The 25,329-nt window shown below is 64.6% G+C and carries 24 protein-coding genes; 12 read left to right on the top strand and 12 right to left on the bottom strand.

Annotated features, from left to right (window positions below):
• Positions 1–40: 40 nt before the first annotated feature.
• Complete coding sequence (locus tag HK108_RS04765; protein WP_139468195.1) at positions 41–904, bottom strand: hypothetical protein; 864 nt, start codon at positions 902–904, stop codon at positions 41–43.
• Positions 905–1,068: 164 nt separating this feature from the next.
• Between HK108_RS04765 and HK108_RS04760 the strand changes: the two genes are divergently transcribed.
• Both HK108_RS04760 and HK108_RS04755 read left to right on the top strand, forming a co-directional pair.
• Positions 1,069–1,989, top strand: coding sequence for a 3-hydroxyacyl-CoA dehydrogenase NAD-binding domain-containing protein (locus tag HK108_RS04760; RefSeq protein WP_181270703.1), 921 nt, complete (start codon positions 1,069–1,071; stop codon positions 1,987–1,989).
• A 150-nt stretch (positions 1,990–2,139) separates the two neighbouring features.
• Complete coding sequence (locus HK108_RS04755) at positions 2,140–2,967, top strand: DUF981 family protein (protein WP_229663988.1); 828 nt, start codon at positions 2,140–2,142, stop codon at positions 2,965–2,967.
• A gap of 14 nt (positions 2,968–2,981) precedes the next feature.
• On the opposite strand, the gene HK108_RS04750 is transcribed toward HK108_RS04755, so the two are convergent.
• Positions 2,982–3,335 (bottom strand): nuclear transport factor 2 family protein, encoded by a 354-nt coding sequence (locus HK108_RS04750; protein WP_139468197.1) that lies wholly within the window; start codon positions 3,333–3,335, stop codon positions 2,982–2,984.
• Positions 3,336–3,507: 172 nt separating this feature from the next.
• Between HK108_RS04750 and aztD the strand changes: the two genes are divergently transcribed.
• The 4 genes from aztD to betT all read left to right on the top strand — a co-directional run bounded on the left by aztD (position 3,508) and on the right by betT (position 10,328).
• Entirely contained in the window at positions 3,508–4,773 is a 1,266-nt protein-coding gene (gene aztD, locus HK108_RS04745; RefSeq protein WP_181270702.1) for a zinc metallochaperone AztD, read from the top strand.
• 270 nt (positions 4,774–5,043) lie between these two features.
• Positions 5,044–6,423, top strand: a complete 1,380-nt coding sequence (locus HK108_RS04740; protein ID WP_181270701.1) for an NAD-dependent succinate-semialdehyde dehydrogenase — start codon at positions 5,044–5,046, stop codon at positions 6,421–6,423.
• A 150-nt stretch (positions 6,424–6,573) separates the two neighbouring features.
• Entirely contained in the window at positions 6,574–7,953 is a 1,380-nt protein-coding gene (locus tag HK108_RS04735) for a short-chain fatty acid transporter (RefSeq protein ID WP_181270700.1), read from the top strand.
• 293 nt (positions 7,954–8,246) lie between these two features.
• Positions 8,247–10,328 carry a choline BCCT transporter BetT gene (gene betT / locus HK108_RS04730; RefSeq protein WP_181270699.1) on the top strand — a complete coding sequence of 694 codons (2,082 nt, stop codon included), beginning with the start codon at positions 8,247–8,249 and terminating at the stop codon, positions 10,326–10,328.
• A gap of 169 nt (positions 10,329–10,497) precedes the next feature.
• Here the strand turns inward: betT and HK108_RS04725 are convergent, their stop codons facing one another.
• Positions 10,498–11,457, bottom strand: coding sequence for an aspartate dehydrogenase domain-containing protein (locus HK108_RS04725; RefSeq protein ID WP_181270698.1), 960 nt, complete (start codon positions 11,455–11,457; stop codon positions 10,498–10,500).
• A 107-nt stretch (positions 11,458–11,564) separates the two neighbouring features.
• Here HK108_RS04725 and HK108_RS04720 point away from each other — a divergent pair, with 107 nt between their 5' ends.
• The gene (locus HK108_RS04720; protein WP_181270697.1) at positions 11,565–12,185 is read left to right on the top strand and encodes a DNA-3-methyladenine glycosylase I; all 621 of its coding nucleotides are present in this window, start codon (positions 11,565–11,567) and stop codon (positions 12,183–12,185) included.
• Positions 12,182–12,625, top strand: coding sequence for an NUDIX hydrolase (locus HK108_RS04715; protein ID WP_139468204.1), 444 nt, complete (start codon positions 12,182–12,184; stop codon positions 12,623–12,625). Before HK108_RS04720 ends, HK108_RS04715 begins: the two co-directional genes overlap by 4 nt.
• Positions 12,626–12,687: 62 nt before the next feature.
• Here HK108_RS04715 and HK108_RS04710 read toward each other — a convergent pair whose 3' ends face one another.
• Positions 12,688–13,191, bottom strand: coding sequence for a hypothetical protein (locus tag HK108_RS04710; RefSeq protein ID WP_181270696.1), 504 nt, complete (start codon positions 13,189–13,191; stop codon positions 12,688–12,690).
• Between the two features lie 281 nt (positions 13,192–13,472).
• Positions 13,473–14,606, bottom strand: coding sequence for a helix-turn-helix transcriptional regulator (locus HK108_RS04705; RefSeq protein WP_139468206.1), 1,134 nt, complete (start codon positions 14,604–14,606; stop codon positions 13,473–13,475).
• 126 nt (positions 14,607–14,732) lie between these two features.
• Between HK108_RS04705 and HK108_RS04700 the strand changes: the two genes are divergently transcribed.
• A complete protein-coding gene (locus HK108_RS04700) occupies positions 14,733–15,956 on the top strand; it encodes an integrase (RefSeq protein WP_181270695.1) in 1,224 nt (407 codons plus the stop codon).
• A gap of 78 nt (positions 15,957–16,034) precedes the next feature.
• On the opposite strand, the gene HK108_RS04695 is transcribed toward HK108_RS04700, so the two are convergent.
• Positions 16,035–16,598, bottom strand: coding sequence for a hypothetical protein (locus HK108_RS04695; protein WP_181270694.1), 564 nt, complete (start codon positions 16,596–16,598; stop codon positions 16,035–16,037).
• Positions 16,599–16,708: 110 nt separating this feature from the next.
• On the opposite strand from HK108_RS04695, the gene HK108_RS04690 reads away from it, so the two are divergent.
• The gene (locus tag HK108_RS04690; protein ID WP_181270693.1) at positions 16,709–17,941 is read left to right on the top strand and encodes an MFS transporter; all 1,233 of its coding nucleotides are present in this window, start codon (positions 16,709–16,711) and stop codon (positions 17,939–17,941) included.
• A gap of 100 nt (positions 17,942–18,041) precedes the next feature.
• On the opposite strand, the gene HK108_RS04685 is transcribed toward HK108_RS04690, so the two are convergent.
• Positions 18,042–18,383: an ArsR/SmtB family transcription factor gene (locus tag HK108_RS04685; RefSeq protein WP_181270692.1), complete on the bottom strand. Its 342-nt coding sequence runs from the start codon at positions 18,381–18,383 to the stop codon at positions 18,042–18,044.
• A gap of 16 nt (positions 18,384–18,399) precedes the next feature.
• Here HK108_RS04685 and HK108_RS04680 point away from each other — a divergent pair, with 16 nt between their 5' ends.
• Positions 18,400–18,915 (top strand): SRPBCC domain-containing protein, encoded by a 516-nt coding sequence (locus tag HK108_RS04680; RefSeq protein ID WP_139468211.1) that lies wholly within the window; start codon positions 18,400–18,402, stop codon positions 18,913–18,915.
• Between the two features lie 10 nt (positions 18,916–18,925).
• Here HK108_RS04680 and HK108_RS04675 read toward each other — a convergent pair whose 3' ends face one another.
• Positions 18,926–19,459 (bottom strand): DoxX family protein, encoded by a 534-nt coding sequence (locus tag HK108_RS04675; protein WP_139468212.1) that lies wholly within the window; start codon positions 19,457–19,459, stop codon positions 18,926–18,928.
• Between the two features lie 114 nt (positions 19,460–19,573).
• Between HK108_RS04675 and HK108_RS04670 the strand changes: the two genes are divergently transcribed.
• On the top strand, positions 19,574–20,125 hold the full coding sequence (locus tag HK108_RS04670) for a TetR/AcrR family transcriptional regulator (protein ID WP_139468213.1): 552 nt from the start codon (positions 19,574–19,576) through the stop codon (positions 20,123–20,125).
• A gap of 54 nt (positions 20,126–20,179) precedes the next feature.
• On the opposite strand, the gene HK108_RS04665 is transcribed toward HK108_RS04670, so the two are convergent.
• The 4 genes from HK108_RS04665 to HK108_RS04650 all read right to left on the bottom strand — a co-directional run bounded on the left by HK108_RS04665 (position 20,180) and on the right by HK108_RS04650 (position 25,239).
• Positions 20,180–21,631: an MDR family MFS transporter gene (locus tag HK108_RS04665; RefSeq protein WP_181270691.1), complete on the bottom strand. Its 1,452-nt coding sequence runs from the start codon at positions 21,629–21,631 to the stop codon at positions 20,180–20,182.
• A 311-nt stretch (positions 21,632–21,942) separates the two neighbouring features.
• Positions 21,943–22,953, bottom strand: a complete 1,011-nt coding sequence (locus HK108_RS04660; RefSeq protein ID WP_181270690.1) for an aldo/keto reductase family protein — start codon at positions 22,951–22,953, stop codon at positions 21,943–21,945.
• Between the two features lie 220 nt (positions 22,954–23,173).
• On the bottom strand, positions 23,174–23,836 hold the full coding sequence (locus tag HK108_RS04655) for a GntR family transcriptional regulator (protein WP_139468216.1): 663 nt from the start codon (positions 23,834–23,836) through the stop codon (positions 23,174–23,176).
• Positions 23,833–25,239 (bottom strand): MFS transporter, encoded by a 1,407-nt coding sequence (locus HK108_RS04650; RefSeq protein ID WP_139468217.1) that lies wholly within the window; start codon positions 25,237–25,239, stop codon positions 23,833–23,835. The genes HK108_RS04655 and HK108_RS04650 overlap by 4 nt, the downstream gene beginning before the upstream one ends.
• Positions 25,240–25,329: the final 90 nt, after the last annotated feature.

The following is a 25,329-nucleotide window of genomic DNA, read 5'->3' as shown; positions in this document are numbered from 1 at the left end:
GGCTCGCCGCGCCGGGCGAACGGGCAGCGAAGGTGAACGCTCAGGGGTGGTGGAGGAGGTAGGTGCCGCCCTTGAGGCAGGTGTCGACGACCCAGCCGTCGCCGACGAGCCCGGTCAGCGCCGTGCGCAGCGCCAGTCGCCAGCGGCTGGCGAGATCGGCATCCTGTCCGCGCAGGTCCTCGATGTCGGAGGGGAAATCCAGCGAGACGAACTCGGTCTCCTTCGGAACCTCGCTCAGCAGCGGCTCCCCGTCGTCATCGGCGCGCAGGCAGGGGAACGCCGATCCGGGATCGACGACCGAGGCGCGTGCCGGACGGTCGAGCGGCCAGGACACCATCATCCGGTCGCTGGCCTGGCCGGAGTTCACCCCATCGCGCATCTGCCCGTAGAAGTCCTCGAGGTATTCGACCATGCCGACGCCCAGACGCTGGAAGTTGAAGTACGCATTGCGGGCGATGAGCGGGTCGAAAGTCCAGGTCATCTCGGTGATGCCGAGGTTGAGGCACCACAGACGCTGGTGCAGCTTCATCGCGGATCCGGCCCCGCGGCCGATGATCTGATGGCGGACTCCGGCGATATGCGAATGCATGACCGAACCCAGAGGCTGGCCGAAGAAGCCGATGGTCACACCGATCATCTCGTCGGGTTCGTCGACGCTGTACGCAGCGGAGACATAGTTGCCGGCGTGGGCGAAGGCGATGATGAGGCTGGGTTCGAACACGTTCGTGCCGGTCTCGTCAACGTTCCAGACTTCGTCGAGCAGCAGTGAGGCCTTGGCCGCCTCGTCGGCGGTGTGGATCTCGCGCACCTCGATGCGTGCGGTCTCGGCCGCGGCGGCGTATTCGTCCTCCGCCAGGGCGATGATCTCCGAGTCCACTGTTCTCAGTTCTGGGTTCGCGCTCATGGTGACATTGTGCCACCAGGACGCGACCTCGGCGGGAGGCACACGGCAACGATTCGACTACGGCGAACGGGCCGGTGTCTGCCGCCGCACGCTTGGGTGAATGCCCTCGCACGCCCCAGTGAACTCCGCCGCTCGAGCAGGTGGGGCGGGTATAGCCTGGTCGCATGAGCTCAACAGTCGCCGTCATCGGCGCCGGAACCATCGGCCGATCGTTCGCCTTCCTCTTCGCCCGCAGCGGGTACACGGTGCGGGTCTTCGACCCGCGTCCCGACCTCGCCGAGGTGGTCGCCGGCTTACAGGCCGACGTCACCGCTGATGCCTCCGCCGAAGATGAGTTGGCCTCTGAAGTCGGCACCGTGGAACTCGCCGAATCCGTCGAGGCCGCGGTGGCAGGTGTCGTCTTCGTCCAGGAATCCGGTCCCGAGGATCCGGAATCGAAGCCCGTGCTGTTCGCTCAGATCGCCGAGGCGGCTCCGGCCGGGGCCGTGTTCGCCACATCGTCGTCGACGATCCCGGCCTCAACGATCGCGGCCGCACTGCCCGAGTCCGCGGCCTCCCGCGTCATCGTCGGCCATCCGTTCAATCCACCGCACCTCATGCCTCTCGTCGAGGTCGTGCCGTCGCCGCAGACCTCCCAGGAGACCGTGGAGGCCGCGGTCGAGTTCTACCGCAGCTGCGGGCGCGAACCGGTGGTGCTGGGGCGCGAGATCCGCGGATTCGTCGGCAACAGGCTGCAGAACGCGCTGATGAAAGAGGCGATCTCGCTCGTGCAGAACGGCGTCGTCACTGCCGAGGGGCTCGACACGGTGATGAAGAATTCGCTGGGTCTGCGCTGGTCGGCCATCGGCCAGTTCGAAGGCATGCACTTCGGCGGGGGAGAGGCCGGGATCCGGGGTTTCATGGACCATATCGGACCGGCCTTCGCCGCCATCGAGGACCTGCCGGTCGATATCGATCCCGCAGGCATGGAAGACGTCTTCGAACAGGTCGAAGACGCTTATGGCCAGACCCCGACCCCACAGGCAGCGGCCGTCCGCGATCGGATCCAGAAGGCGGTGCTCGAGGCCCGCGGTCAGTGGCACTGAGACGTCTGCCCACGTGGTGACCGTTGGCCCGTATTGGTGACGAGTCAGACACTCTCACCAGGACGAATAAGGAATCTTTGAGGTGATTCTCAGCGTTGTCATAAGAGCAAGTGCATTGGGGCTTCGGGGCAACCTGCCCCGGATGCCGCAATGCGATCACCTCAGGAGGAAATCACCATGGGCGGATTCTTCACCGGCGTCGAGTCGCCGGGAATGATCGATTGGGCCACGATGCCCACCTACAACACGATCATGTCAGTGGCGGTCGGCGCCGGACTGCTCGCCGTCGTCCTGTTCTACCGGGAACTGCGCCGTGCCGGAGGGACGGCCGGAGTCGGTGACAGCGCAGGATCGAAATGGCGTGGAGGCAGACACGCGCTCAGCACCGACGGATGGGCGCTGATCTTCGGCGTGCTGGGACTCATCCTCACCCTGACCGGTCTGCACATGACGCTGACCTGGCCGCTGGCAGCGGGCGGATTCGCCTTCGACAACGTCATCTTCGGTGAGACGAGCCTCGCCTTCGGCGTGCTCATGCTCGCTGCTGCCTGGTATCTGTGGAAGCGCGGGGCCGACCTCAAGGCCGATGCCGATCCGCTGGGGATGGCGGCAAGCACGGTGAAGCCGCTGTCGATCTTCATCGCCGCGCTCGGACTCGCCCTCTTCGCCATCGCACTCGCGGGAACGGTCTACCAGCTCTTCGCCGCTCCGCCGCAGGAGCCGATCTCCGGTGCCTTTGCTGACTACCCGGTCATCGAAGCCACATTCATGTCACTGCTCTTCGCCCTGGTCGGTCTCGGAGCGGTGCTGTTCCCCTTCGCGGTGCGCAAGGTGCTGAGCACCCCGGTCGACGCGCAAGTCGGTGGAGCTGCGATCTCCGTGACCGGCGTGGTCTGGACGATCACCGGAATCGTGTTCGTCCTCTTCGGCGCGATGAACTTCTACACACACATCGGACTGATCGTCAACACGATGTGATCAGCCGCAGCGGCTCAGACCGCTGCTTGGTAGAAGTACGTGGTGCGTTCGGCGATGAGGCCCTCGGTGTCGAAGAGGAAGAAGTCCGCGAAGCCCACCGAGGCCTCTGAGCCGTCCTTGAGACGACCGCTGAAGACACCGCGACTGGAAGCGCGATCACCGTCGACGAGGATCTCCTGCAGCGAATGCGCACCGGACTCGATGACGCGTTCGCCATGGTAGAAGTCGGTGATCTGCCGGCCGACCATCGTCGGATAGCCTGGCCGATCATAGCTGGCGTCCGCGGCGAACAGCACCGAGGTGGCGTCCGCATCTCCGGCATCGACGGTGGTGTAGTAGCGCTTCACGAGTTCAGTCACACTGGCCATGGCACTACCGTAACAGTGACTCATGTCATAGTCGGGCCGGCCCTTGGTCCTCGCTGGCCCGCCGGGTCTCCCTTCGTCGCCGACGGCGACCTCATTTCGCATATCTGTCCCTCATCGGGTTAGTATCGACCTGCTAATGATAACGAGTCTCACTAACTAGAGAGTGCGAATAATGAAACGACACCACACGATGCTCGGATCGGCGGTGGTCGCCTCTGCACTGCTGCTCACCGGCTGCCAAGCCGGCGACGACGCCACCGACTATGACGCGGGCAGTTCGGACAAGAAGACCGCAGGCGCCGCAGACGACAAGGAGGACACAGGGCACGCCCAGGAGCTCGCCGCCGCCCAGCCGCGGCTCGTGACAACCTACGACGGCGGGATCCTCACTCTCGATGCGACGACTCTCGACGTCATCGACGATACGAAGCTCGAAGGCTTCAACCGCCTCAATCCCGTCGGTGACGGCCGCCACCTCATGGTCTCCGTCGCCGAAGGCTTCCGCCTCTTCGACGCCGGAGTCTGGACCCAGCCCCACGGCGACCACACCCACAGCTACGCCGCCGACCCGCAGCTCACCGACACCGTCTTCAACACCGAACTGCCCGGACACGTCGTCAACCACGGCGAGGCCACCGTGCTCTTCGGTGACGGCGACGGCAAGATCCAGACCTTCGACACCGAGGACTTCTCCGACGGCGCCCCGAAGCCCCAGGTCGCCGAGGTCGACGAACCCCACCACGGTGTCGCCGTGAAACTTGCTGACGGGTCGATGCTGCACACCGTCGGAACCGAGGACGAACGCTCGGGTGCGAAAGTCGTCGACAGCTCCGGCAAAGAGATCGCGAGCAGCGACGAGTGCCCCGGAGTCCACGGCGAAGCCGCTGCGAAGGACGAGGTCATCGCGCTCGGCTGCGAGGACGGAATCCTGCTGTACAAGGAGGGGAAGTTCGAGAAGATCGACGCTCCCGACTCCTTCGGTCGCATCGGCAACCAGTCCGGAAGCGACGAATCGCAGTACATCCTCGGCGATTACAAGGTCGACGAAGATGCCGAGCTCGAACGTCCCGAACGGGTGAGCGTCACGGATACGAAGACAGGCAAGCTCTCGCTCGTCGACCTCGGCGCCTCCTACAGCTTCCGGTCACTGGGCCGCGGACCAGAAGGGGAGGGCGTCGTCCTGTCCACGGATGGGAAGCTGAAGATCATCGACCCCGCGACCGCCTCGGTGACGGAGGAGTACCCGGTCATCGACGAATGGGAAGAGCCCGTCGAGTGGCAGAAGGCCCGCCCGACGCTCTTCGTCCAGGGCGAGGTCGCCTACGTCAGCGATCCGGCGGAGAAGTCGATCCACATCGTCGATCTCGAATCCGGTGAGGTGATGGCCGAGAAATCGCTGCCGCACGCACCGAACGAACTCACCGGCGTCACCGGCTGAGGGATCGGGACGAACCCGACCGGCGGAACAGGCCCGACGGGCGGAACAGGCCCGACCGGCGGGTCAGGCCCGACCGGCGGAACGGCCTCGACCGGCGGTGTCCCTGGACACGCAGCCGGTCGGGTCGGCCGCCTCGGTGGTGGCTGGGAATCTGCCCAGGAGGTGAGACCGCCGTTGCCGACGCCGGGGTTCGGCCATAGCGTGGGGGTTGGACCTGCGATCACACCATCGGTGATCGCCTCAACCCCGTCGAAGTGAAAGAGGACAGCCATGACCACCATGTATCGCGTCACCGACCCGGCGACCGGCCAAGTCGCCGAAGAATTCCCCACCGCCACCGATGCCGAGATCCTCGCCGCCCTCGATCGTTCGGCGACGACATTCGACGAGTGGAGCCGGACCACGGTCGCCGAGCGCGCCGCCATCCTCACGCGCGTGTCCGAGATCTACGCCGAGCGCGCCGAGGAGCTCGCCGAAGTCATCAAGCTCGAAATGGGCAAGTCCGTGCCCGAGGGCAAGGGCGAGGTCCAGCTGAGCTCGATGATCTACAAGTACTTCGCCGACAACGCCGAAGCCTTCATGGCCGACGAACCCCTGCGCGGACCCAAGGACGCCACCGCCATGATCCGCCGCAAGCCCGTCGGCTCGCTGCTGGGCATCATGCCGTGGAACTTCCCCTACTACCAGGTCGCCCGCTTCGCCGCCCCGAACCTGGCCCTGGGCAACACGATCCTGCTCAAGCACGCCCCGCAGTGCCCCCGCTCGGCACAGATCATGGAAGAGATCTTCATCGAGGCAGGCCTGCCCGAAGGTGCGTACATCAACATCTACGCCAGCAACGAGCAGGTCGCCGACATCATCCTGCCCGACCCGCGCAACCACGGAGTGTCCCTGACCGGATCCGAACGCGCCGGTGCCGCCGTCGCTGCCGAGGCCGGAAAGAACCTCAAGAAGGTCGTGCTCGAACTCGGCGGATCCGACCCGTACATCCTGCTCGACACGGACGACGTCCAGAAGTCCGCGAAGACGTTCTTCAACACCCGCATGGGCAACACCGGCCAGGCCTGCAACTCGCCCAAGCGGATGATCGTCATGGACGACATCTACGACGACTTCGTCTCCTCCATCACCGAGGCGGCCAAGAAGAACACCCCCGCCGTTCCCGGCGAGGAAGGCTCCCGACTGTCCCCGCTGTCGTCGGTCGCCGCCGCCGACCGCTTCGTCGAGCAGGTCCAGGACACCGTCAGTGAGGGCGCGACCCTGCTGGCCGGCGGTAAGAAGTACGACGGCGGCGGAGCCTACGTCGAACCCGTCGTCCTCACCGATGTGCAGAAGGGCATGCGCGGATACTACGAAGAGCTCTTCGGACCCGCCGTCATCGTCTACAAGGTCAGCAGCGAGGAAGAAGCCGTCGAGCTCGCCAACGACACCCCCTTCGGCCTGGGCGCCGCCGTGTTCTCCACCGACATCGCCCGTGCCGAACGCGTCGGCGACCAGATCGACTCCGGCATGGTCTTCCTCAACGCTCCGGAGGGCAGCCGCGAATTCCTGCCCTTCGGCGGAGTCAAGCGCTCCGGTGTCGGCCGGGAACTCGGTCCGCTGGCGATGGACGAGTTCGTCAACAAGCAGCTCGTGTACAAACAGGACTGATCGGTACGCGCGGAGCCCGAGAATCCGGGTTCCGATCGTGACCGGGTTGTGATCGCGCTCAGGGCGCTGTCTCTTACAGGGACAGCGCCCTGATTGTATGCTGAGACCACGCACAGCCAATTCTCATAATTCTCAGCGGGAGGTCTTCCCATGTCGGCACCGAAGCCGTCGACCCAGGTCAACGCCGCAGCCTCAAAAGGGATCATGCGGCCGGTCAACCGATTCCTCGAACAGTGGATTCCCTCGGCCCTGACCTTCGCCATCGTCCTCACCCTCATCGTCGCCGTCCTAGCGTTCATCTTCACCGACGCCGGACCCACGGACGTCGTCACCGGCTGGGGTGAGGGTCTGGCCGGTCTGCTCGAGTTCATGACGCAGATGTGCCTGATCCTCCTGCTCGGCCACATCCTCGCCAACACCGGACCCGTGCGGAAGCTGCTGGCCTGGCTCGCTCGCGTTCCCGGAAACGCCACCTTCGCCTATGTCTTCGTCTTCGTCGTCGCCGCCCTCGCCAGCCTCATCACCTGGGGCCTCGGTCTCGTCGTCGGCGCCCTGCTCGCCCGTGAGATCGCCGTGCAGTCACGCGAACGCGGAATCAAGGTCCACTTCCCGCTGCTCGTCGCCGCCGGCTACTCCGGATTCGTCGTCTGGCACATGGGGTATTCGGGATCGGGTCCGCTGACCGCGGCCACTCCGGACTCCTTCCTCTCCGAATCCCTCGGCGGGAAGACGGTCCCGGTGTCGGAGACGATCTTCGCCGGCTGGAACCTGCTGGCCATCGCCGGCGTCATCATCGTCTGCGCGCTCCTCTTCTTACTCGTCGCACCCAAGGCCGGCGCCACCGTCTACGAACTCCCCGCCGCGGTGAGTTCGGAGGGGCAGAGCGAGGTCGACGAGGAGGTCGTCACACCGGCCGACCGGATCGACGCCTCACGCATCCTTACTCTGGTCGTCGGGCTCGCTCTCGTCGCCTATCTCATCATCCACTTCGCCCAAGGCGGGGGACTGACGCTCGACATCGTCAATTGGTCGTTCCTCGCGCTCATCCTCCTGCTCGTGCGCAACCCGTTCGAGCTCATCCACCTGACGAAGGAGGCGGCGTCGAACGTCGGCGAGATCCTCCTGCAGTTCCCGCTCTACGCCGGAATCCTCGGCATCATGTCCTCGACCGGACTCATCGCCGTGTTCTCCGATGCCTTCGTCTCGATCTCGAACACCACGACCTTCGGCGTCCTTGCGCTGCTCTCGGCCGGACTCGTCAACTTCTTCGTGCCTTCCGGCGGCGGACAGTTCGCCGTGCAGGGCCCGATCATGCTCGACGCGGCCAACCAACTCGGCGTCGACCCGTCGATCGCGATCATGGCCGTGTCCTACGGCGACCAGTGGACGAACATGCTCCAGCCCTTCTGGGCGCTGCCGGTGCTCGCGATCGCCGGGCTGAAGATGCGCGACATCCTCGGCTACACCGTCATCACATTCCTCGGCTCAGGGGTGGTGATGGCTGCCGCGCTGCTCCTCGTCTCCCTCTGAGACTCGATGAACGTTCCGCCGAGGCGGTTGGGACTTGACCGACGATGACCCGGTCGGTGAAGCCCCACCTCGGCGAGGGTGAGTCGCTGATCTGCAGATTCGCGTGGCATCACAGGATAAGTGACCGGAAGTGTCTATGTGGTAACCTCCGTTGTTGGCCGTCCCCGGGGATCCGGGGGATCGGCGATGACGGAAATTCTTGAAGCAACAGCCGTTGATCATGCTCGGTTGAGCACCCTGTTCGACCGGGTCCGATGCCACGACGCAACAGCGTCCGGATAAGGAGCACAACCATGTCAGCATCAGTCGACACCCCGCCGGGTGAACCGAAGGGAGAGGCGAAGGGCAAGGTGAAGCCGTCGCTGCCTCCAGTGAATAAGAAGGTGTTCCTGGCGGCAGCACTGGTGGCGCTCGCCATCACCGTATGGGCCCTCATCTCACCGACCAACGCCGAGACGGTCCTCGGTGCAGTCGTCGGCTGGACCTCCGATTGGTTCGGCTGGTTCTACGTCCTCCTCGTCCTCGCTGTTCTCGTCTTCGTCATCTACTTGGCGGCCTCCCGCTACGGAAACACGAAGCTCGGCCCCGAACACTCGAAACCCGAATTCGGCCTCGTCGCCTGGGCGTCCATGCTCTTCGCCGCCGGCATCAGCACCGACCTCATGTTCTTCGCCGTGGCCGAACCGGTCACGATGTACCTCACCCCGCCGAGCACCGAAGCCGAAACTGTGGACGCGGCCCGCGAATCCACTGTGTGGGCGCTCTTTCACTACGGTCTGAGCGGCTGGGGACTCTACGCACTCATGGGTATGGCCCTGGCCTACTTCGCCTACCGGATGAATATGCCGCTGGCGATCCGCTCGGCGCTGGCCCCGATCTTCGGCAAGCGCGTCCATGGTGCTCTGGGTGAGACGGTCGACCTCGCCGCCCTGCTGGGCACGATCTTCGGTGTGGCCACCTCGTTGGGCATCGGCGTCGTCATGGTCAACGTCGGCCTCAACACTGTCCTCGGAATACCCATCGGCGTCGGCACCCAGGTCGGCATCGTCGTCGTCGGAGTCGGTGTCGCCACGCTCTCGGCAGTCTCAGGTGTGGACAAGGGAATCAAGTTCCTCTCCATCCTCAACGTCGTCCTCGCGATCGCTTTGAGCCTCTGGGTGCTCGTGGCCGGAAACACGAAGTTCCTGCTCAACGCCTTCGTCCTCAATGTCACGGACTTCGTCCGCCTGTTTCCGAACATGGCAGGACAGACCTTCGCCTTCGAAGACACCGGAACATGGATGACCGACTGGACCCTGTTCTTCTGGGCTTGGTGGATCGCCTTCGCGTCGTTCGTCGGACTCTTCCTCGCCCGCATCTCCCGCGGACGCACCATCCGCCAGTTCGTGCTGGGCACCCTGACGATTCCGTTCATCTACATCTTCATGTGGATCTCGATCTACGGAAACTCGGCCCTGGACATCATCCGCAGCGGAGACAAGAAGTTCGGTGAGTCGGTCATGCTCAGTCCTGAGGGCGGGTTCTACGACCTGCTCTCACGCTACCCGGCCTTCGCCTTCATCGCCGCTCTGGCCACGATCACGGCGCTGCTGTTCTACGTCACCACAGCGGACTCCGCGGCCCTGGTCATGGCGAACCTGTCGTCGAACCTGCGCAATCCCGCCGAAGACGGACGCGCCGGACTGCGCATCTTCTGGGCCCTGTCGACCGGAGCCCTGACGGTGGCGATGCTGCTCGTCGGAGGCATCGGCGCGCTGCAGAACGCGACGGTGATCATGGGCCTGCCCTTCGCCTTCGTCGTTATCCTCGTCATGATCGGCCTGTACAAGGCCCTGCGAGTCGAGGCGAACCGCGTCGACAGCGTCGATACGACCCTGCCCGGCTCGTTGGCCCGTCGCTCCCGCGGTCCCGGCCACGAGACTTGGCAGCGTCAGCTCGGGCGGGTGCTGTCCTTCCCGAACAAGGCGCGTGCCGAGGAGTTCGAGCAGAAGGTCCTCATCCCCACCCTCCACGAGGTGGCCGAAGAGATGGAGGGCCGCGGAATCTCGTCACGCTGCGGTCGCGTCGACTCCGAAGGCGTGTTCGTCGACGACGGCGAACTCTTCCAGTTCGAGGTCGACGGAGACGGGGAATACCCGTTCCGCTATCAGGTGTGGCCGCACAAGGTCAGTGTGCCGTCATTCGGCGGAATGGTCCCCCGCGGAACCGGCGAGGACTACTACCGGATGGAGGTCTACCTCGACGGCGGCACCGGTCAGGGCTACGACATCATGGGCTTCTCGAAGGAGCAGATCATCGATGACGTGCTCGACCAGTACGAACGTCACGTCGAATTCCTCCAACTCCAGGAGAACATCACCCACCGCGATGACTGAATCGCGATGTCCGGATGACTGATTCCGGCGGGTGAGTGCGGCGCCCGGGATCCCTGGCCTGTTGGTCGGAGATCCCGGGCGCCGTCATTTCTCGCACCGAGAATGCGTCGATCTCAAGCGCCGAGGCCGACGGACGCTGCGTGGTGGGCTCGGGGGGGCGGCCAGGTGATCACCCTGCCGTCACGGTGCGCAGGGTCCGGGCGACGGACAGAGCCGTCAGCCCGCTGGTGGCAGGGTTCTCCGGGCTCGGTGTCGACCGGATTTCGAAGGCGAATTCCCCTGCGGACCCGGACGCCCGGATTCGGTGGGCGGACTGGGTCTGACCGGCGACCGCCTGGAGCACGACCCGCACCCGCTCCAACGAGGCACCGAGCAAGTCGGCATCGGTGCGTTCAGGTGCGGAATCGGTCGACGCCGCGCCGGCTCCTGAGTCTGAGGCCGCTGCAGCACGACTCAGTCCGCGGGTGGCCCAAGCGAGGGCGACGGCGATATTGACATTGGCGGGGAACTTCTCGATCGCCTCGGCGGGATTGCCCTCGAACACCGTCAGAGGGCCGTCCTCGGGGCGGAGGCCGCGCAGACGCTCGGCTTCGGGCTCAGACATCCACGGTCGGATGAGTCCGCTCGCCTCCTTCGAGGTGCTGATTTCGACGCTGTCGAGGCCATCGGCCTGAGCCGCCGCCTCGAGCACATCGAGTCCGCCGATCGCCCCATTGGTCACATGCAGGCGGCCGGGTCCGGCGAGCAGACCCGCGCGGGTGTCGGGATCGGCCATGGCTCCGACACTGGTGAGCACGAATGGGCGACCGGCCGCGATGACGGCGGGGCCGAATCGGGCGGCGGCGGGAACCCCGGCGCATTCAACGATGACATCGAAGCGGTCGAACATCCTCGGCGACGGTGATTGCGTCGATGACGCAGCAGACAACGATGGGGCCGGTTCGTGAACTGGGGTGGTGAGCGTAGGGAGGTCGACCACCTCGGCGCCGTGATTCGGGCGACCTCTGTGGTTGGCTCGATCCGAGACCAGGGCGGTCAGGTTGAACGCCCCGGACTCGAGCTCGGGAGAGAGCAGCCGGGCGACGTGACGGCCGATGGCACCGAAGCCGAGGAGGAGCACCGAAGTCATGGCCGCACCCTATCGGAGACATCTGACACGGGGCTGGACCGTTGCCGCAGGAGGCCGGAGCGTGGGGGTGCGCGGGCAATGTCAGTGCGACGCGATACGGTTGCAGGATGGACGACGAATCACAGCCGAGCGCATCCGTAGGAGCCGTCACCGGCGACGACGGACTTGCCCGCACCCCGTGGGCGTACGGTGACCCGATGCTGCTGGACTACTACGACAGCGAGTGGGGTCTGCCCATCCACGACGAGGCGGGGCTGTTCGAGCGGATGAGCCTCGAGGGATTCCAGGCAGGCCTGTCGTGGCTGACGATTCTGAAGAAGCGGGATCGGTTCCGTGAGGTCTTCGCCGGATTCGATCCCGACGCCGTGGCCCGCTTCGGCGACAGCGAGATCGAGCAGCTGCTGACCGATCCCGGGATCATCCGCCACCGCGGCAAGATCGAAGCCTGCATCAACAATGCCGCTCGCGTAATCGAACTGCGTGAAGACGGCGGACTCGATGCGTTCCTGTGGTCGTTCCAGCCTGCGCAGACCCCGCGACCGCGCACCAATGCCGAGATCCCGACGACCGGACCGGAATCCGTGGCGCTGTCGAAGGCGCTGAAGAAGAAGGGGTTCCGCTTCGTGGGACCGACGACGATGTATGCGCTGATGGAGGCCATCGGCATGGTCGATACGCACCTGCTCGATTCCCACCGCCGAGGAGCGTCCGGAGTGTGGTCGGAATGAATGACATCCGCGTCTCCGCACTCGTCCTCCTCCACCCGCAACGCCGGGAACTGCTCATGGTGCGCAAGGCCGGGACCAGTTCCTTCATGCTGCCCGGCGGCAAACCCGAAGAGGGGGAGACCGCTGAGGACACCATCGTCCGTGAGATCGCCGAGGAGCTTGGACTCGATCTGGACCGTCACCGACTGCACGCTTTGGGCACGTTTGCTGCCGCGGCGGCTAACGAAGCCGATCACCGTGTCATCGGCGACGTGTTCTGCTATGACGGTCTGCCGGCAGCACTCGATGTGGAGAACATCGCGCATCTGGCCGAGATCGCCGAAGCCGGATGGTTTCCCATCGACCCGCTGCCCGCGGACACCGGTATCCGCCAATTCGCGCCACTGACCCGCAACGAGGTCATCCCGGCGCTGCAGGCCGCGGGGAGATCGGTTGGTTGACCGAGTGAAGCGCCGTCGTCTTGCGCGGTGCGATGCTGCTTTCACGCTGGGCAGCGCTGGTCTCATGCGGTGCGACGCTGGAACCCGAGGTCGAGGGTGAACAGGTGCAGGGAATGCACCACGGTGATCGCGGCGATGAGGAAGCTCAGCGAGATGTCGATGATGCCGAAGATCGTCAGCGCCGGTGGGCTGACATAGCCGGGTGCCTGCAGAAGGGTGCAGCCGATGACGATCGCGCCGGTGAGAATCGCGATCAGAACGGCGATTGTCGTGCGACCCACCGCTGCCAGGCACAGCAGCCCGGTGGTGAACAGCAGAGCGAAGAGCGCGAAGACGTCGACTCCCCGTCCGATGCTGAGGACTTCCTGCCACAGGTTCCCGTATGTGACCGAACTGTCCGGTTCGGGGGAGTAGTAGGGGAAGAACGAAGCGGCGATCACCAGCACCACCAGCGGCCCATAGAGGCGGGCATAGGTGATGTTCGTGCGGCGGATGCGCTCGGCGAGGACGTCAGCGCTGCGGAGATTTCCGGTCGTCATCGACCGTCCGTCATCTGTTGCTGTCACTGCGGCCCGCCGTCGGAATCGAGGATGGCGGTACGAGGACTCGTTGCTGTGCCGAAGCACGGCAGAAGCATCTCATTTCTCCGATCAGAGGATTAGGGATTGTGGTCGGCGGCGGCCCGAATGGATTAGTCGCCATCAAGCGAACCGATACCTGAAACGTATCCAGGAAAGTTACCGCTCGGTGTTCTCGGGCGACAAGGAATGGACATGACTCACGGGTCATGCCCGCGAAATTTCACATATTCGCACAAAGGCTTTTATGTCGGGTTGTGACCTTATCCCTATTTCGCTGCTCGGGGAGCCGCATTCTTCGCTCGGGAAGGTGCGAGGTCGGGTGCCGCATGGCCCTCGGCAGCCCGACCGAGCTGGACCGAGAGTCGGTGGAGGCATTCGCGGAGGTCGGGACTGTCGATGACGGTGAAGTCGGTGTCCAAGCGCGCCAGGGCCAGGGCCATCGTGGTGAGGCTCTGGCCGCCGACGGTGACGAGACAGCGGTCGTCCTCGAGTGCTTCGACAGTGCCTTCGGCGGACGCGAGCTTCTTCATCACTGTGGGCGCCGGTGCATCGACGATGACTTGGGCCGAATGCCGCCACCTGGGTTCCGTGGCGTGTCGTTCGACGAATTCTCCGATGTCGTCGGCCGGCAGCGGACGTGGAGTGAAGCTGCGGCCGCTCGGGGTCTTCGGCACGATGCGTTCTGCGCTGAAGACTCGCCAGTCCTCAGCCTGGGGTTCGAAGGCCAGCAGGTGCCAGCGGTGCTGACGATTGACGAGTCGGTAGGCTTCGACTTCCAGATGGACCTCGTGTGCCGAGGTGCTGCTCGGGTCGTTCGGTAGGAGAGAGTCGCCGGTGTCTGGGTCGGCTGTAACTGGGCTGGTGGCGCATGAGTCGCCTGTGCCGCCGGGTGAGCGGTCGGACGGTTCACCGAGATACGTGAAGCGCAGGCGTTCGTGTCGGCGACAGTGGTCGATGAGAGTGACGATGAGGTTGGGGTCGACAATCGGCATCGGCTGATTGCCGACGACCGGGACAGTGAAGTGCGCGAGGCTCTGCACCCGTGTCCGGACTGCGGTGGGGAGAATGGTCTCGAGCTTCGCCAGTGCCAGTGCCGAAGTCTCTTCCATTCCGCCGATGATGCAGCTCAGCCCCGAGTGGAGGCCGACGGCGACCGCCACCGCTTCATCGGCGTCGAACATGAGCGGCGGGATGCCCACGCCGTTGGAGGAGAGACGATATCCGCCCTCGTTTCCGCGTGTGCCGTCGATCGAATAGCCGATATCGCGGAGCGTGCCGATATCGTTCCGGATGGTCCGCGGGCTCACTCCCAGGCGATCTGCCAATTCGGTTCCCGACCAGGTTCGGGGCACCATCAACAGTGACAATAACCCGAGCAGCCGTGCTGCAGTCTGTGACATCTCTGCGTCTTCTGTCGTTTAGGAAGACCTCCTGCCTGAACTCAGAATAGCATTATGCAAATCGTTCCGGGGCAGAGCGAAAACAAAGAAGTGGCTTCCCCGAATTCGGAGGAACTAACAAAATTGATGCACGATCAGCAGAATATTCAGAGCATTCCTTCCACAGAGACAACTGAAGCAGAATTCGACGTCGATGACTATCTCGAGTTGTATTCGTCGGCACGGAAGAAGGACAAAGGGTGGATCCTCGACGAGGTCATGATCCTCACCGGTTGGTCACGTGACCATGCGCGGCGCCGCCTGGCGGCCTTCCGCATCGGAGAAGATGATGCCTACGACGATCCGCCCGCCGACCAGCCGTCGTCGAGGTGCTGCAAATACTCACCCGAATCGCGAGCACTCCTCGTCCGGATCTGGGAGTGGTCGGGGTTCCAGAGTGGAAAGTACCTGGCCGCTGTGATGCCGCAGCTGCTCGATGCGGCCGAGCGACACGGCGCCCTGGTGCCCGACCGCGACGGTTACAGCCTCAAGGTCCGGTCCGAGCTGCTCGCCGTCAGTCCGGCGTCGATCGACCGGTATCTGCGCACCGCGCGAGCCGAGGACTTCCGAGATCGTCGAGTGTCGACGAAACGATTCACCAGTCCCAGCGAAGACTTCCTCGACTTCGCTTCGGGGCCGAACGAGCACGAACCCGGATACTTCCTCGTCGACACCATCGCCCACGCAGGACCGACCCGAGCCTCGAACTGTGTGTTCACGATCAGCGCCTCCTGCCTGCACACCGGTTGGGTCTTCACCCACAGCCTCGCCGACAACGCTCCGGACACCATGGTGGACGTGCTGCAGTGGTCGCTCGATGAGGTGCAGGGGATTCCCTTCTGGGTCAATGCCATCGAGCTGAGCAATGCCGATGACACCGTCCACGAGGCGACCGACCGGTGGGCGCGGGGACTGGATATCCATTTCAGTCCGGTGCTCAAAGATCTCCGCCGCGATCGGCTTCCGGAAGCCTCGCGGCATCAGCATCTCGTCCATGAGTACGGCAATATCCGCCGCTATGACACCGAAGAGGCCCGGTCTGCACTCAACGGACTTTGGCGCGCGGTCGATGACCGGCTCAACTACTTCACTCCCACGCGCAAACCGGCTGGCTGGGCCGATGACGGTGACGGCGACCAGCGGCGAATCTACGACGAACCGCGCACACCGTTCGAACGTCTGCGCGCAGCGGGAGTCATGTCACCGACGCAGGAGGACGAGCTCACCCAGTATGCGGATGGTCTCGACCCGGCCCGACTGACCGAGGAGATCGTGTTCTGGCAGAGGCGTCTGCAGGAGCTGGCCGCCTGAGAGAGTTCCGTTCCCACGCCGCCGGCAGAGCATCGTGTCCGCTGGCTGTCGGCAGATCCGCCCCGTGGGGGTGAAGACTTAGTCTCGTTCCTGCCGCGAATAGGCGATGAGCGCCCGGTACAGGTCGATCGGGGCGCAGTTGGCGCCCTTGGCCAGGGACTTCATGAGTTTGCGGTAGGTCTGATAGTCCATCTGCGCCGGATTGTCCGTGGGCACGAGAGCGAAATCGTGCAGAACGGTCAGCGCCCGGGAATCCATGATGGAGAACTTCTTGGGATTGACCACGGTGAGCAGGGTGCTGGCCATCGGAATTCCCACTCCGGGCAGCATCTGCAGCAAAGGCAGACGGAAGCGGTTGGGTGTGTCATCGTCGAGCGCGACGCCGGTGACGAAGTCGATGTCATCGGACGAGATCTCCTCGAGGCTCGGCAGAACTCCGATGGCCTTCCACTCGGCGACCTTGAGGAAATGCTTGCGTTTGAACGATTCGCGGACCTTCGTCTTCGGGCCGATATCACTGAGGATCTCCGACTCGAGGTCCGTGAGGGCATAGAGCGGTTCGAATTTGAGGACGAATGCGGTGTCGATGGTGCCACTGGGAGCGTCGCGTTTGAGGTCCGAGCCGAGTTCCGATGAGTTCATGGACCGATGGTAGGCGATCATTCTGACGTGGAGGTGAACACTTCTGCACCAGATGGACGGCAGATGGTGCGGGCACGGCAGATGCAGTGCCGATGTCGTAACCTCGGACTATGGACCCCGAACATCCGTCTCAGGCGACGTACACCCCGGCTCTGTTGGGTCTGGTGTGGACGGCGATGTTCGGGTTCTCCGCCTTCTTCTTCAGCTATTCGACGATGGTGACGATTGCGGCGACGGACGGACTGTCGACCGTCACCGGCGGGTCCGTGCTGACGACGATGATGATCGGTGTCATCGTCGCCCAGCCCTTCGCCCCGTGGGCCGGTCGCGTCTTCGGTTTCAAGGCCTCGCTCATGCTGGCTCTAGTCCTGCAGTTCCTCGGCCAGCTCCTCGGACTCTTCGTCACCCCGCCCCTGTTGGCACTCGTCCTCGCCGGACTCTGCGGAGGCGTCGGGTTCGGGCTCTTCGTCGTCCTCGCCAATGCCGCGGTCCCAGGAACGACCGCGCCGGGACGGACCGGCAAGGCGCTGGGCTTCTTCGGTGGGATCACTTCCCTGGCCGCGGCCGTCGGAGCTCCGCTGGGGCTGTGGTTGGTTGAGACGATCCCGATCTGGACCTTCCGCATCATCGTCTGCGCCTGTCTCCTCCTGGCCATTCCCACTGTGCTCAAATACGTACCCGGTCGGCCGCCTCGGCGTGGGAATGACGATTCGGGAGCATCGCCGAGCGGCAACGAGACGGTCGGGGTTCGGTCCGGACGCAACGAGAAGCGGAGCCTCCGAAAAGCAGGACGCTGGGCGGGGGAAGCGCTCGGGCTCGTCCTCATGCTCTCTCCGTTCCTCGTCGGCATGATCGTCTTCGGGATCATCGTCGGCTTCGGTCCGGGCGAGGACGTCGCCGTAGCGGCACTGTTCATCGCCGGGATGCAGATCTCGGCGGTCATCGGACGCTTCGTCGTCGGGGCCGTTTCGGACAGCTTCCCGCCGTTCGCCCTCAACATCTTGGGCCTCGTCCTGACGGCGATCGGGCTGGTCTGCGCTGTCGTCTCCTACGGTGGGACGCTGTTCGCCTCGATGCTCGTCATCGGACTGGGATTGGGCGCCATGCAGTCGGCAAGTCTCGTCATGGCCTTCGCCGCGGTCAGTTCGCCGAGCCGGGCCAGCGTCGCATGGAATATGAACTTCGACATCGGGCTGGCCGTCGCAGGTGTGGTCGGCGGGCTCGGTTTCACCTATCTCGGGTCGTCGTCGACCTTCTTGGTGTGTGCTCTGCTTCTGCTGTTCACCGGTGCCCTGTCGTGGATCGCGCGGACTCTGCAGAGGCGGAACAACGGGCACGGCTGAGCTGTCAGTGCGGGCACGGCTGAGCTGTCAGTGCGGGCGCTGCTGACCCGGAGACTGCGGGGTGCGACTGAGCCTGTGGTTGAAGGGCAGGGCTGGATCGTCAGTGCGGGGACTCCTCATCGAGCTGCGCGAGCAGTCCGACGGCCGCACGTGTGTACTCACCGATCCAGCGATCATGGATCCGTTTGATCGGGAGCGGTGCCAGAGCCAGCAGTCGGGTGCGTCCTTCCTTGCGGCCGGTGACCAGCTCAGCGCCCTCGAGCACTCGAATATGCTGCAGCACAGTCGTGCGATCGAGGTCGGGAAACGCCTCGCAGACCTCACCGGTCGTCCGCGGTCGAGTCCGCAGCAGGTCGAGGACGCGTCGGCGGTTGGGGTTGGCCAGGGCCTTGAAGACCGCATCGTCGGATTCATCCGAGCCTGTTCCCAACTCCCGTGACATGTGGTAAAAATATCACATGACAGATGAGCAGAGCACCCAGAACACACCCGTCGAGCAGAACGATCAGTCCCGTCCATTGGAGGAGCTGTCCTTCACGGTCACCGGCTACATCTCGAAGACTCCTCATGAGACCTATGAGGCGGTCGCTGATCCCGAGCAGCTCTCGCATTACTTCACGACCGGCGGCGCCCGCGGCCGTTTGGAGGCCGGGGCCGACGTGACATGGGACTTCGCTGACTTCCCGGGTCGATTCCCAGTCGAAGTCGTCGAGAACTTCCAGGACGAGAAGATCGTCATCCGCTGGGAGGGTTCCGACGATTCCGTGGAGAGTGACACGACAACGACCTTCGAGTTCACTCCCGTCGATGACGGTGCGCGGACGCTCGTGACGATCACGGAGAAGTCCTGGAAGCTCACCGAGGGCGGAGCTCAGGGCGCCTTCGGCAACTGCATGGGCTGGACCGGAATGCTCTCGGCTCTCAAGGTTTGGATCGAGCACGGAATCAACCTCCGCGAGGGCTACTACAAATAAGCCCGGGACGTCAGCGCCCGGACGGTCCCGCCGCAGAGTCCGATGTCGTCACAGTGCCCGACGTGCGCTGCCTTCGTGCTCCCCGTTGTGCCCGGATCTCCGGAATGAGCACTGCGAGGACCGCGGCAAGGAAGACGGCCTGCATTACTGTGCGCGGCACCAGCTGATCGTCCCACGGCAGATTCTCGCCGGTCAGCGCCAGATGCACATTCGCCGGGAACATGAGGATGAGCATCAGCCCCAGCCCGCCGGCCGCCCACGGGCGAGTCGGGCGCAGCAGCAGGCCGAAGGCTCCGAGCAGTTCGAGCACCCCGGTCACGGTGACGAGCGCAGCTGGTGCTGGAAGCCATGGCGGCACCATGTCGATGAGAGCCTCGCGCATGCCGACGAAATGTGAGATGCCGGTGACGATGAACATCACGGCCAGCCCGAACCGGATTGCCACCGGCCATGTACCAAGGCCATGTTCGGCCGCCGCCGAGTTGAAGCGTCCGACGGCGTAGACGGCGAGAGTGGTGATGAGGAGAAAGAGCAAGGGTGCCATGAGAGGCTCCTTCGATGAGCGAGGCCTTGCGGCCGCGACGAATCTTTACAGTGAAAAGATAGATCGCCGACAAGCATCTTGTCAATGAAAAGTTTGCTCCGGTACGATCGGACTGTGACTTATCATCATGGGGATCTGCGTCGAACCCTGTTGGCGGAGACCGCCTCGGCGATTGCCGAAGACGGCGTGGCCAAACTGAGTATGCGTGCGCTGGCGAAGCGGGCCGGCGTCTCCAACGCCGCTCCGACGTATCATTTCGGTGACAAATCCGGTCTGCTCACGGCGCTGGCGACAGAAGGATACGACCGCCTGGCGGAGGCGATGTCCGGAGTCGACGAAGGCGGCGGACTCATCGACCGCGGAGTCGCGTACGTCGAATTCGCGCTCGCCTGCCCATCCCACTTTACGGTGATGTTCCAACCCCGGCTGCTCCACGATGACGACGGCGAACTGACTGCGGCCCGTCAGCGGGCGTGGGCGGCGCTCTCGGTCGGAGTGGCGACGACCAGATCGGGGCCGGACTCCGACTTCGGGGTGGCGGCATGGTCGCTCGTCCACGGATACGCCACTCTGGTGCTCAGCGGAGCAGTGGAGCCCGAAGACGCACTCAGACAGGCGCGCATCGTGGCGGGCCACCTCGTCGAGGGCGCCGACAGGAGCCGCTGAGGGGCTGGGCCGGATCTGTTTATATGGCGGTGAGGCACCTGCGGTGCCCCGGAATCACTTGCCGGTGACCTTCTTCTGCCCCGGTTCGAGTCCGTGGGAGTTCTTGATGAAGAACGCGCCGATGACGCCGAGGATGCCGACGCAGGCGGCGACGAAGAACGCGACGTTCGCGCCGTGGACCAGGCCTGCCATGCCGTAGGTCTCCGGGTTCCGCGCGGCCGAGACCATGATCGTCACGAGCGCCGCGGTGCCGACCGACGCCGCGATCTGGCGCAGCGTGTTGTTCAGGGCAGTGCCGTGGGGGATGAGGTGCGAGGGCAGCTGGTTGAGCGCGGCCGTGGTCACCGGCATCATCACCATGGCGACACCGAACATGCGGATCGTGTTGACGACGGCGAGGTAGACGAACGAGGTGTCCGGTTCCAGCCGCGCGAGGAGGAACGTGGTTCCGGTGAGCAGGACGAAGCCGGCGATCGCGAGCCATTTGGCGCCCACGGCGTCGAACACGCGACCGGTCACCGGCGACATCAGTCCCATCACCGCGGCGCCGGGAAGCAGGACCAGACCCGACTCCATGGCCGAGAAGTCATTCATGTTCTGCATGTACAGCGGCAGGACCATCATGCCGCCGACCATGACGATGAACACGCACATGCCCAGCAGGGTGTTGAGCGTGAACATGCGGTAGCGGAGGATGCGGAACTCGAGGATCGGCTGTTCGAGCTTGAACTGGCGGGTGATGAAGAACGTCAGCGTGATCGCGCCGATGACCAGCGGGATGAGCACCTCGGCGCTAAGCCAGCCGGCGTCACCGGCGGTGCCGAAGCCGAACAGCAGCCCGCCGAAGCCGAGGGTGGAGAGGATGATCGAGAGGACGTCGAGTCGGGGGAAGGTGCGATCGGTGACGTTCTTGAGCAGGAAACAGGCGACGGTGAGATCGATGATCGCGATCGGCAGCATCATGTAGAACAGCGTCTGCCACGGAAGGTGGTCGACGATCCAACCGGATAGGCTGGGGCCGATGGCCGGGGCGAAGGCGATGACGAGGCCGAAGGTGCCCATAGCCGATCCGCGTTTCTCTACGGGGAAGATCGCGAAGAGAATCGTCTGCATGAGCGGCATGATGATGCCGCCGGCTGAGGCTTGGATGACGCGTCCGATGAGCATCACCGGATAGACCGGGGCGATCGCGCAGACGAGGGTGCCGATGATGAACAGGCCCATCGCGGTGAAGAACAAGCCCCTCGTCGTGAACTTCTCGATGAGGAACGCGGTTACCGGAATCATGATGCCGTTGACGAGCATGAAACTTGTCGTCACCCACTGTGCGGCGCCGGAGGTGATGTCGAAGTAGTGCATGAACGCCGGCAGGGCGGTGTTGAGCAGCGTCTGGTTGAGGATGATGACGAATGCTCCGGAGACGAGAACCGCAAGCACGAGGTTCCGGTTGACCGGGGTGCCTTCTGACGGTTCCTTCTGAATGTCGTCTCCGTTCGCCAATGGCATCCCCTCACCTGTTCGTCGTCTGTGTCTCTTTTCGTCTTCCAGCGTCAGCTCGCCCGCGGCGGTGTGCTGAATCGGCCCCTCTTTGCGCCCGGAAATAAATTCCTTGGTTATATAACCGCTTCATGCAGTTTAACCCACCACCCTCGCCGAGGCGGCCCCGGGTCGGTGTGAGATTCGTCGAGTTCATCTCCCGGTTGGGTGACGGACACCCGTCACCGAGGAGCTTTTGTCGCCGGTGAGGAAGATTCCGACCGCGGCCCCACCAAGGGACCGCGGTCGGAATCAAGACGGTCGGCCGCCTCGGTGAGGGATCAGGTCAGGCGGGTGGACGGCGACTGGGTCTTGTTGGGGTCGGTCTCCGGCAGATCGCCGAGGATGTCGTCGATGCGAGTGAGGACGTCCGCGTCGAGGGCGACCCCGGCGGCCTCGGCGTTCGAGGCGATCTGCTCGGGGCGGGAGGCACCGACGAGGGCAGTGGCGACATTGTCGTTGGCGAGCACCCAGGCGATCGCGAGCTGCGCCATCGTGATTCCGAGCTCGTCGGCGATCGGTTCGAGCTTCGCCACGGCCGTGAGCTTGTCGTCGTGAAGATAGCGGCTCCTGATCGATTCAGCGCCGCCGCCGTCCTCATCGGTTGCCCGGGATCCGGCGGGGACCGGCTGGCCGGGCTTGTATTTGCCGGTCAGCGCGCCCTGCGCGATCGGGGACCAGACGATCTGCGAGATGCCGAGTTCCCTCGACGTCGGGACGACCCGTTCCTCGATGACGCGCCAGAGCATGTTGTACTGCGGTTGGTTCGACACGAGCTGGATGCCGAGGTCCTTGGCCAGGTGGTGGGCGGCGCGCAGCTGGTCGGCGTTCCATTCGCTCACGCCGATGTAGAGTGCTTTGCCGGAGCGGACGATGTCGGCGAAGGCCTGCATCGTCTCTTCCAGTGGGGTTTCGTAGTCGTAGCGGTGGGCTTGGTAGAGGTCGACGTAGTCGGTGCCGAGTCGGCGCAGCGAGCCGTTGATCGACTCCATCATGTGCTTGCGCGACAGGCCTGTGTCGTTGTGTCCCTTGGGTCCGGTGGGGAAGTAGACCTTAGTGAAGACTTCGAGCGATTCGCGCCTTTGGCCCTTGAGCGCGTCGCCGAGGACCTGTTCGGCGACGGTGTTCGCATAGACGTCGGCGGTGTCGAAGGTGGAGATGCCCGCGTCGAGGGCGGCGTGCACGCACTTCGTGGCGGTGTCGTTCTCCACCTGCGAGCCGTGCGTGAGCCAGTTGCCGTAGGTGATCTCGGAGATCTTGAGTCCGCTGTTTCCCAGATATCTGTGCTCCATGACCTCAGCCTACGACTGGGCGCGGGAGTGGGGAACCCCTCGCCGAGGCGGGACTCAGTCCACCGGTGAGTGCGCAGCGAGCGCGAGCGGCCGGCCCGTGCGGTCGCGGCCCAGTTCGAGGTGGATAGCCCATGTTCAAACATGGGCTGCTCAACTCAGACTGTGCCGTTACGAGGAGACGTCGAGTCGAATCGCCACAGGGGCCCGGTGCATCCGTCCGTCAGTGCGCCGGGCCGGCGTTCTCCGCGATGTGGCCCTGCAGAGTCGCCGCGAATGCCGCGGAATCGCCGGAGCGCAGATGTGCGACAAGGGCCTCGTGTTCGGCGATGAGTTCGTCCGACCGATCGAGCAGGTGTCGGCTGTTCATGAAAAGGGTGAATCGGTGCCGGTCGGAGAGCAGCGAATACATCTCGAGCATCACCCGGTTGTCCCCTGCCTCGACGAAGCCGCGGTGGAACTCCAGGGTGAGCTCGATGAATCGGGCGACGTCCCCCTCTGCGAAAGCGGCTCGATGCTGCGTGATGAGAGCGCCGAGTTTCTCCGCCAACCGTTTCCGCATGGGTTCGGATGCCCGCTCGACAGCGGTCGTCTCGAGCACATAACGGGCATCGGCGAGCTCGGAGACCGTGCGTTCGTCGATGCCTTGGACGATCGCCCCGCGCTTGGGATAGATGTGGATCCACCCCTCGTCCTGCAATCGGGCCAGAGCCACGCGCACCGGGGTGCGGCTGACGCCGATCTCGGTGGCCAGTGCCGCCTCGCCGAGCATCGTCCCGGGCACGTGAGAGCCGTTGAGGATCTGCCCGCGGATGACCGAATAGGCGCGTTCGGCCGCGCTCATCGATTCCGTCGCCGTTCTCGAGGATCGTGTATTCGTGCTCATTTCCCTGCCCCATCCTGTCTCGTGGCGGCAGCGGGCGGGTCGGCCGCCTCGGCGAGGCCGGCAGTGCGGCGTCCGGGCCAGCTCATCAGCGGGATCGCGCGGATCGAGAATCCGACGGCGATGAGCAGGACGAACGTGGCCATGAGGTTAATCCACAGGAATCCGCCGGCGCCGAGTACAGTCCCGGCCATCGCCGCCATGAGCGCCCCGCCGAGGTTCATCGCCGAATCCGAGGCGCCCTGCAGCGGCACCTTCGCATGTGCCGGCACCGAGGCGGTGAGTAGGGACGAGCCGCCGATGAGGAACATGGACCATCCGATTCCGAGCAGCGACAACGCGGTCGACAGCAGCACCATCGACGACTCCGGGGCCACCGCATCGATGACGCCGAGGACGATCGTGAGAACGAAGATACCGGCCCCACCTGCGATGACGCCGCCCGAACCCCACCGGTCGGCCATCCAGCCGAATACAGGGGACAGGGCGTACATGCCGGCGATGTGGATGCTCACGACGATGCCGATGGCGCCGAGGCTGAACTCCTGGTGATCCATGTGCACCGGGGTCATGACCATGACGTTGGTCATCATCATCTGCCCCGCGATGATTGTGATCATCGCGAACAGCGGCACCGGGCGGGCCAGGGCGAAGCGCAGCGCTTCGCCGAGTTTCATCGGGGGAGGGGCGGTCGCCTCAGTGGTGGTGGACTTGTCGGTCGGGGCGGATTCCTTCGCCGAGGCGGCGCTGTCGTTGACCTCGGCCGTGCCCTCACCGTCGTGGCCGGGATCGTCGACCCTGGGTTCGCTGGGGTGGTCGGTTCCGGCGGCCACCGACTTCGTCAGCGTCGAGGCCGACAGCGTCGCCAGGGCGAACGCCACCATGGAGATGAGGTAGGGCCCGGCCAATCCGTTCATGCCCAGTGTTTCGCCGAGGTGGGCTCCGGGAGCGGTGAAGCTGGGGCCGAGGACGGAGCCGACGGTCGTCGCCCACACCACCAGGGACATCGCTCGGCCTGCGGCGGCCGGGTCGGCAAGGTCGACGGCGGCGTAACGAGCCTGCAGGCCGGAGGCGGTCGAGGATCCGCACATCATCATCCCGAGCATGAACAAGGGCAGGAACTGCAGGGCGACGCCGATGAGGACGACCACGGCGCCGAGCGTGCCGATGCCGAAGCCCAAGGTCAGCGCCTTACGACGACCGGAACGACCGGCGAGCACGGCGAGAGGATAGGCGATGAGGCCGGCGCCGAGAATGACGCTCATCTGCGCGAAACCGGCCATCGAGGTCTGCCCGGTGATTTCCTCGGCGAGCAGTCCGCCGACGGCATACCCGGAGGCGATGCCGGCTCCCGAGAGGAGCTGGGCGGTGATGAGTTTGGCCTGTTCGCGGATGTGGCTGGTCATGGTGGTCTCACGTCGTCGTGGTGGTCAGGACTCACTCACATTAACTTGCATCCATCTTGGATACAAGAGTGAGTCTGGCCGCAGGTGGGA

Source organism: Brevibacterium sediminis, from assembly GCF_013623905.1.
Lineage (GTDB): Bacteria > Actinomycetota > Actinomycetes > Actinomycetales > Brevibacteriaceae > Brevibacterium > Brevibacterium sediminis.
The sequence above is the reverse complement of the archived record's forward strand: the minus strand, read 5'-3'. Positions and strand labels throughout refer to the sequence as shown.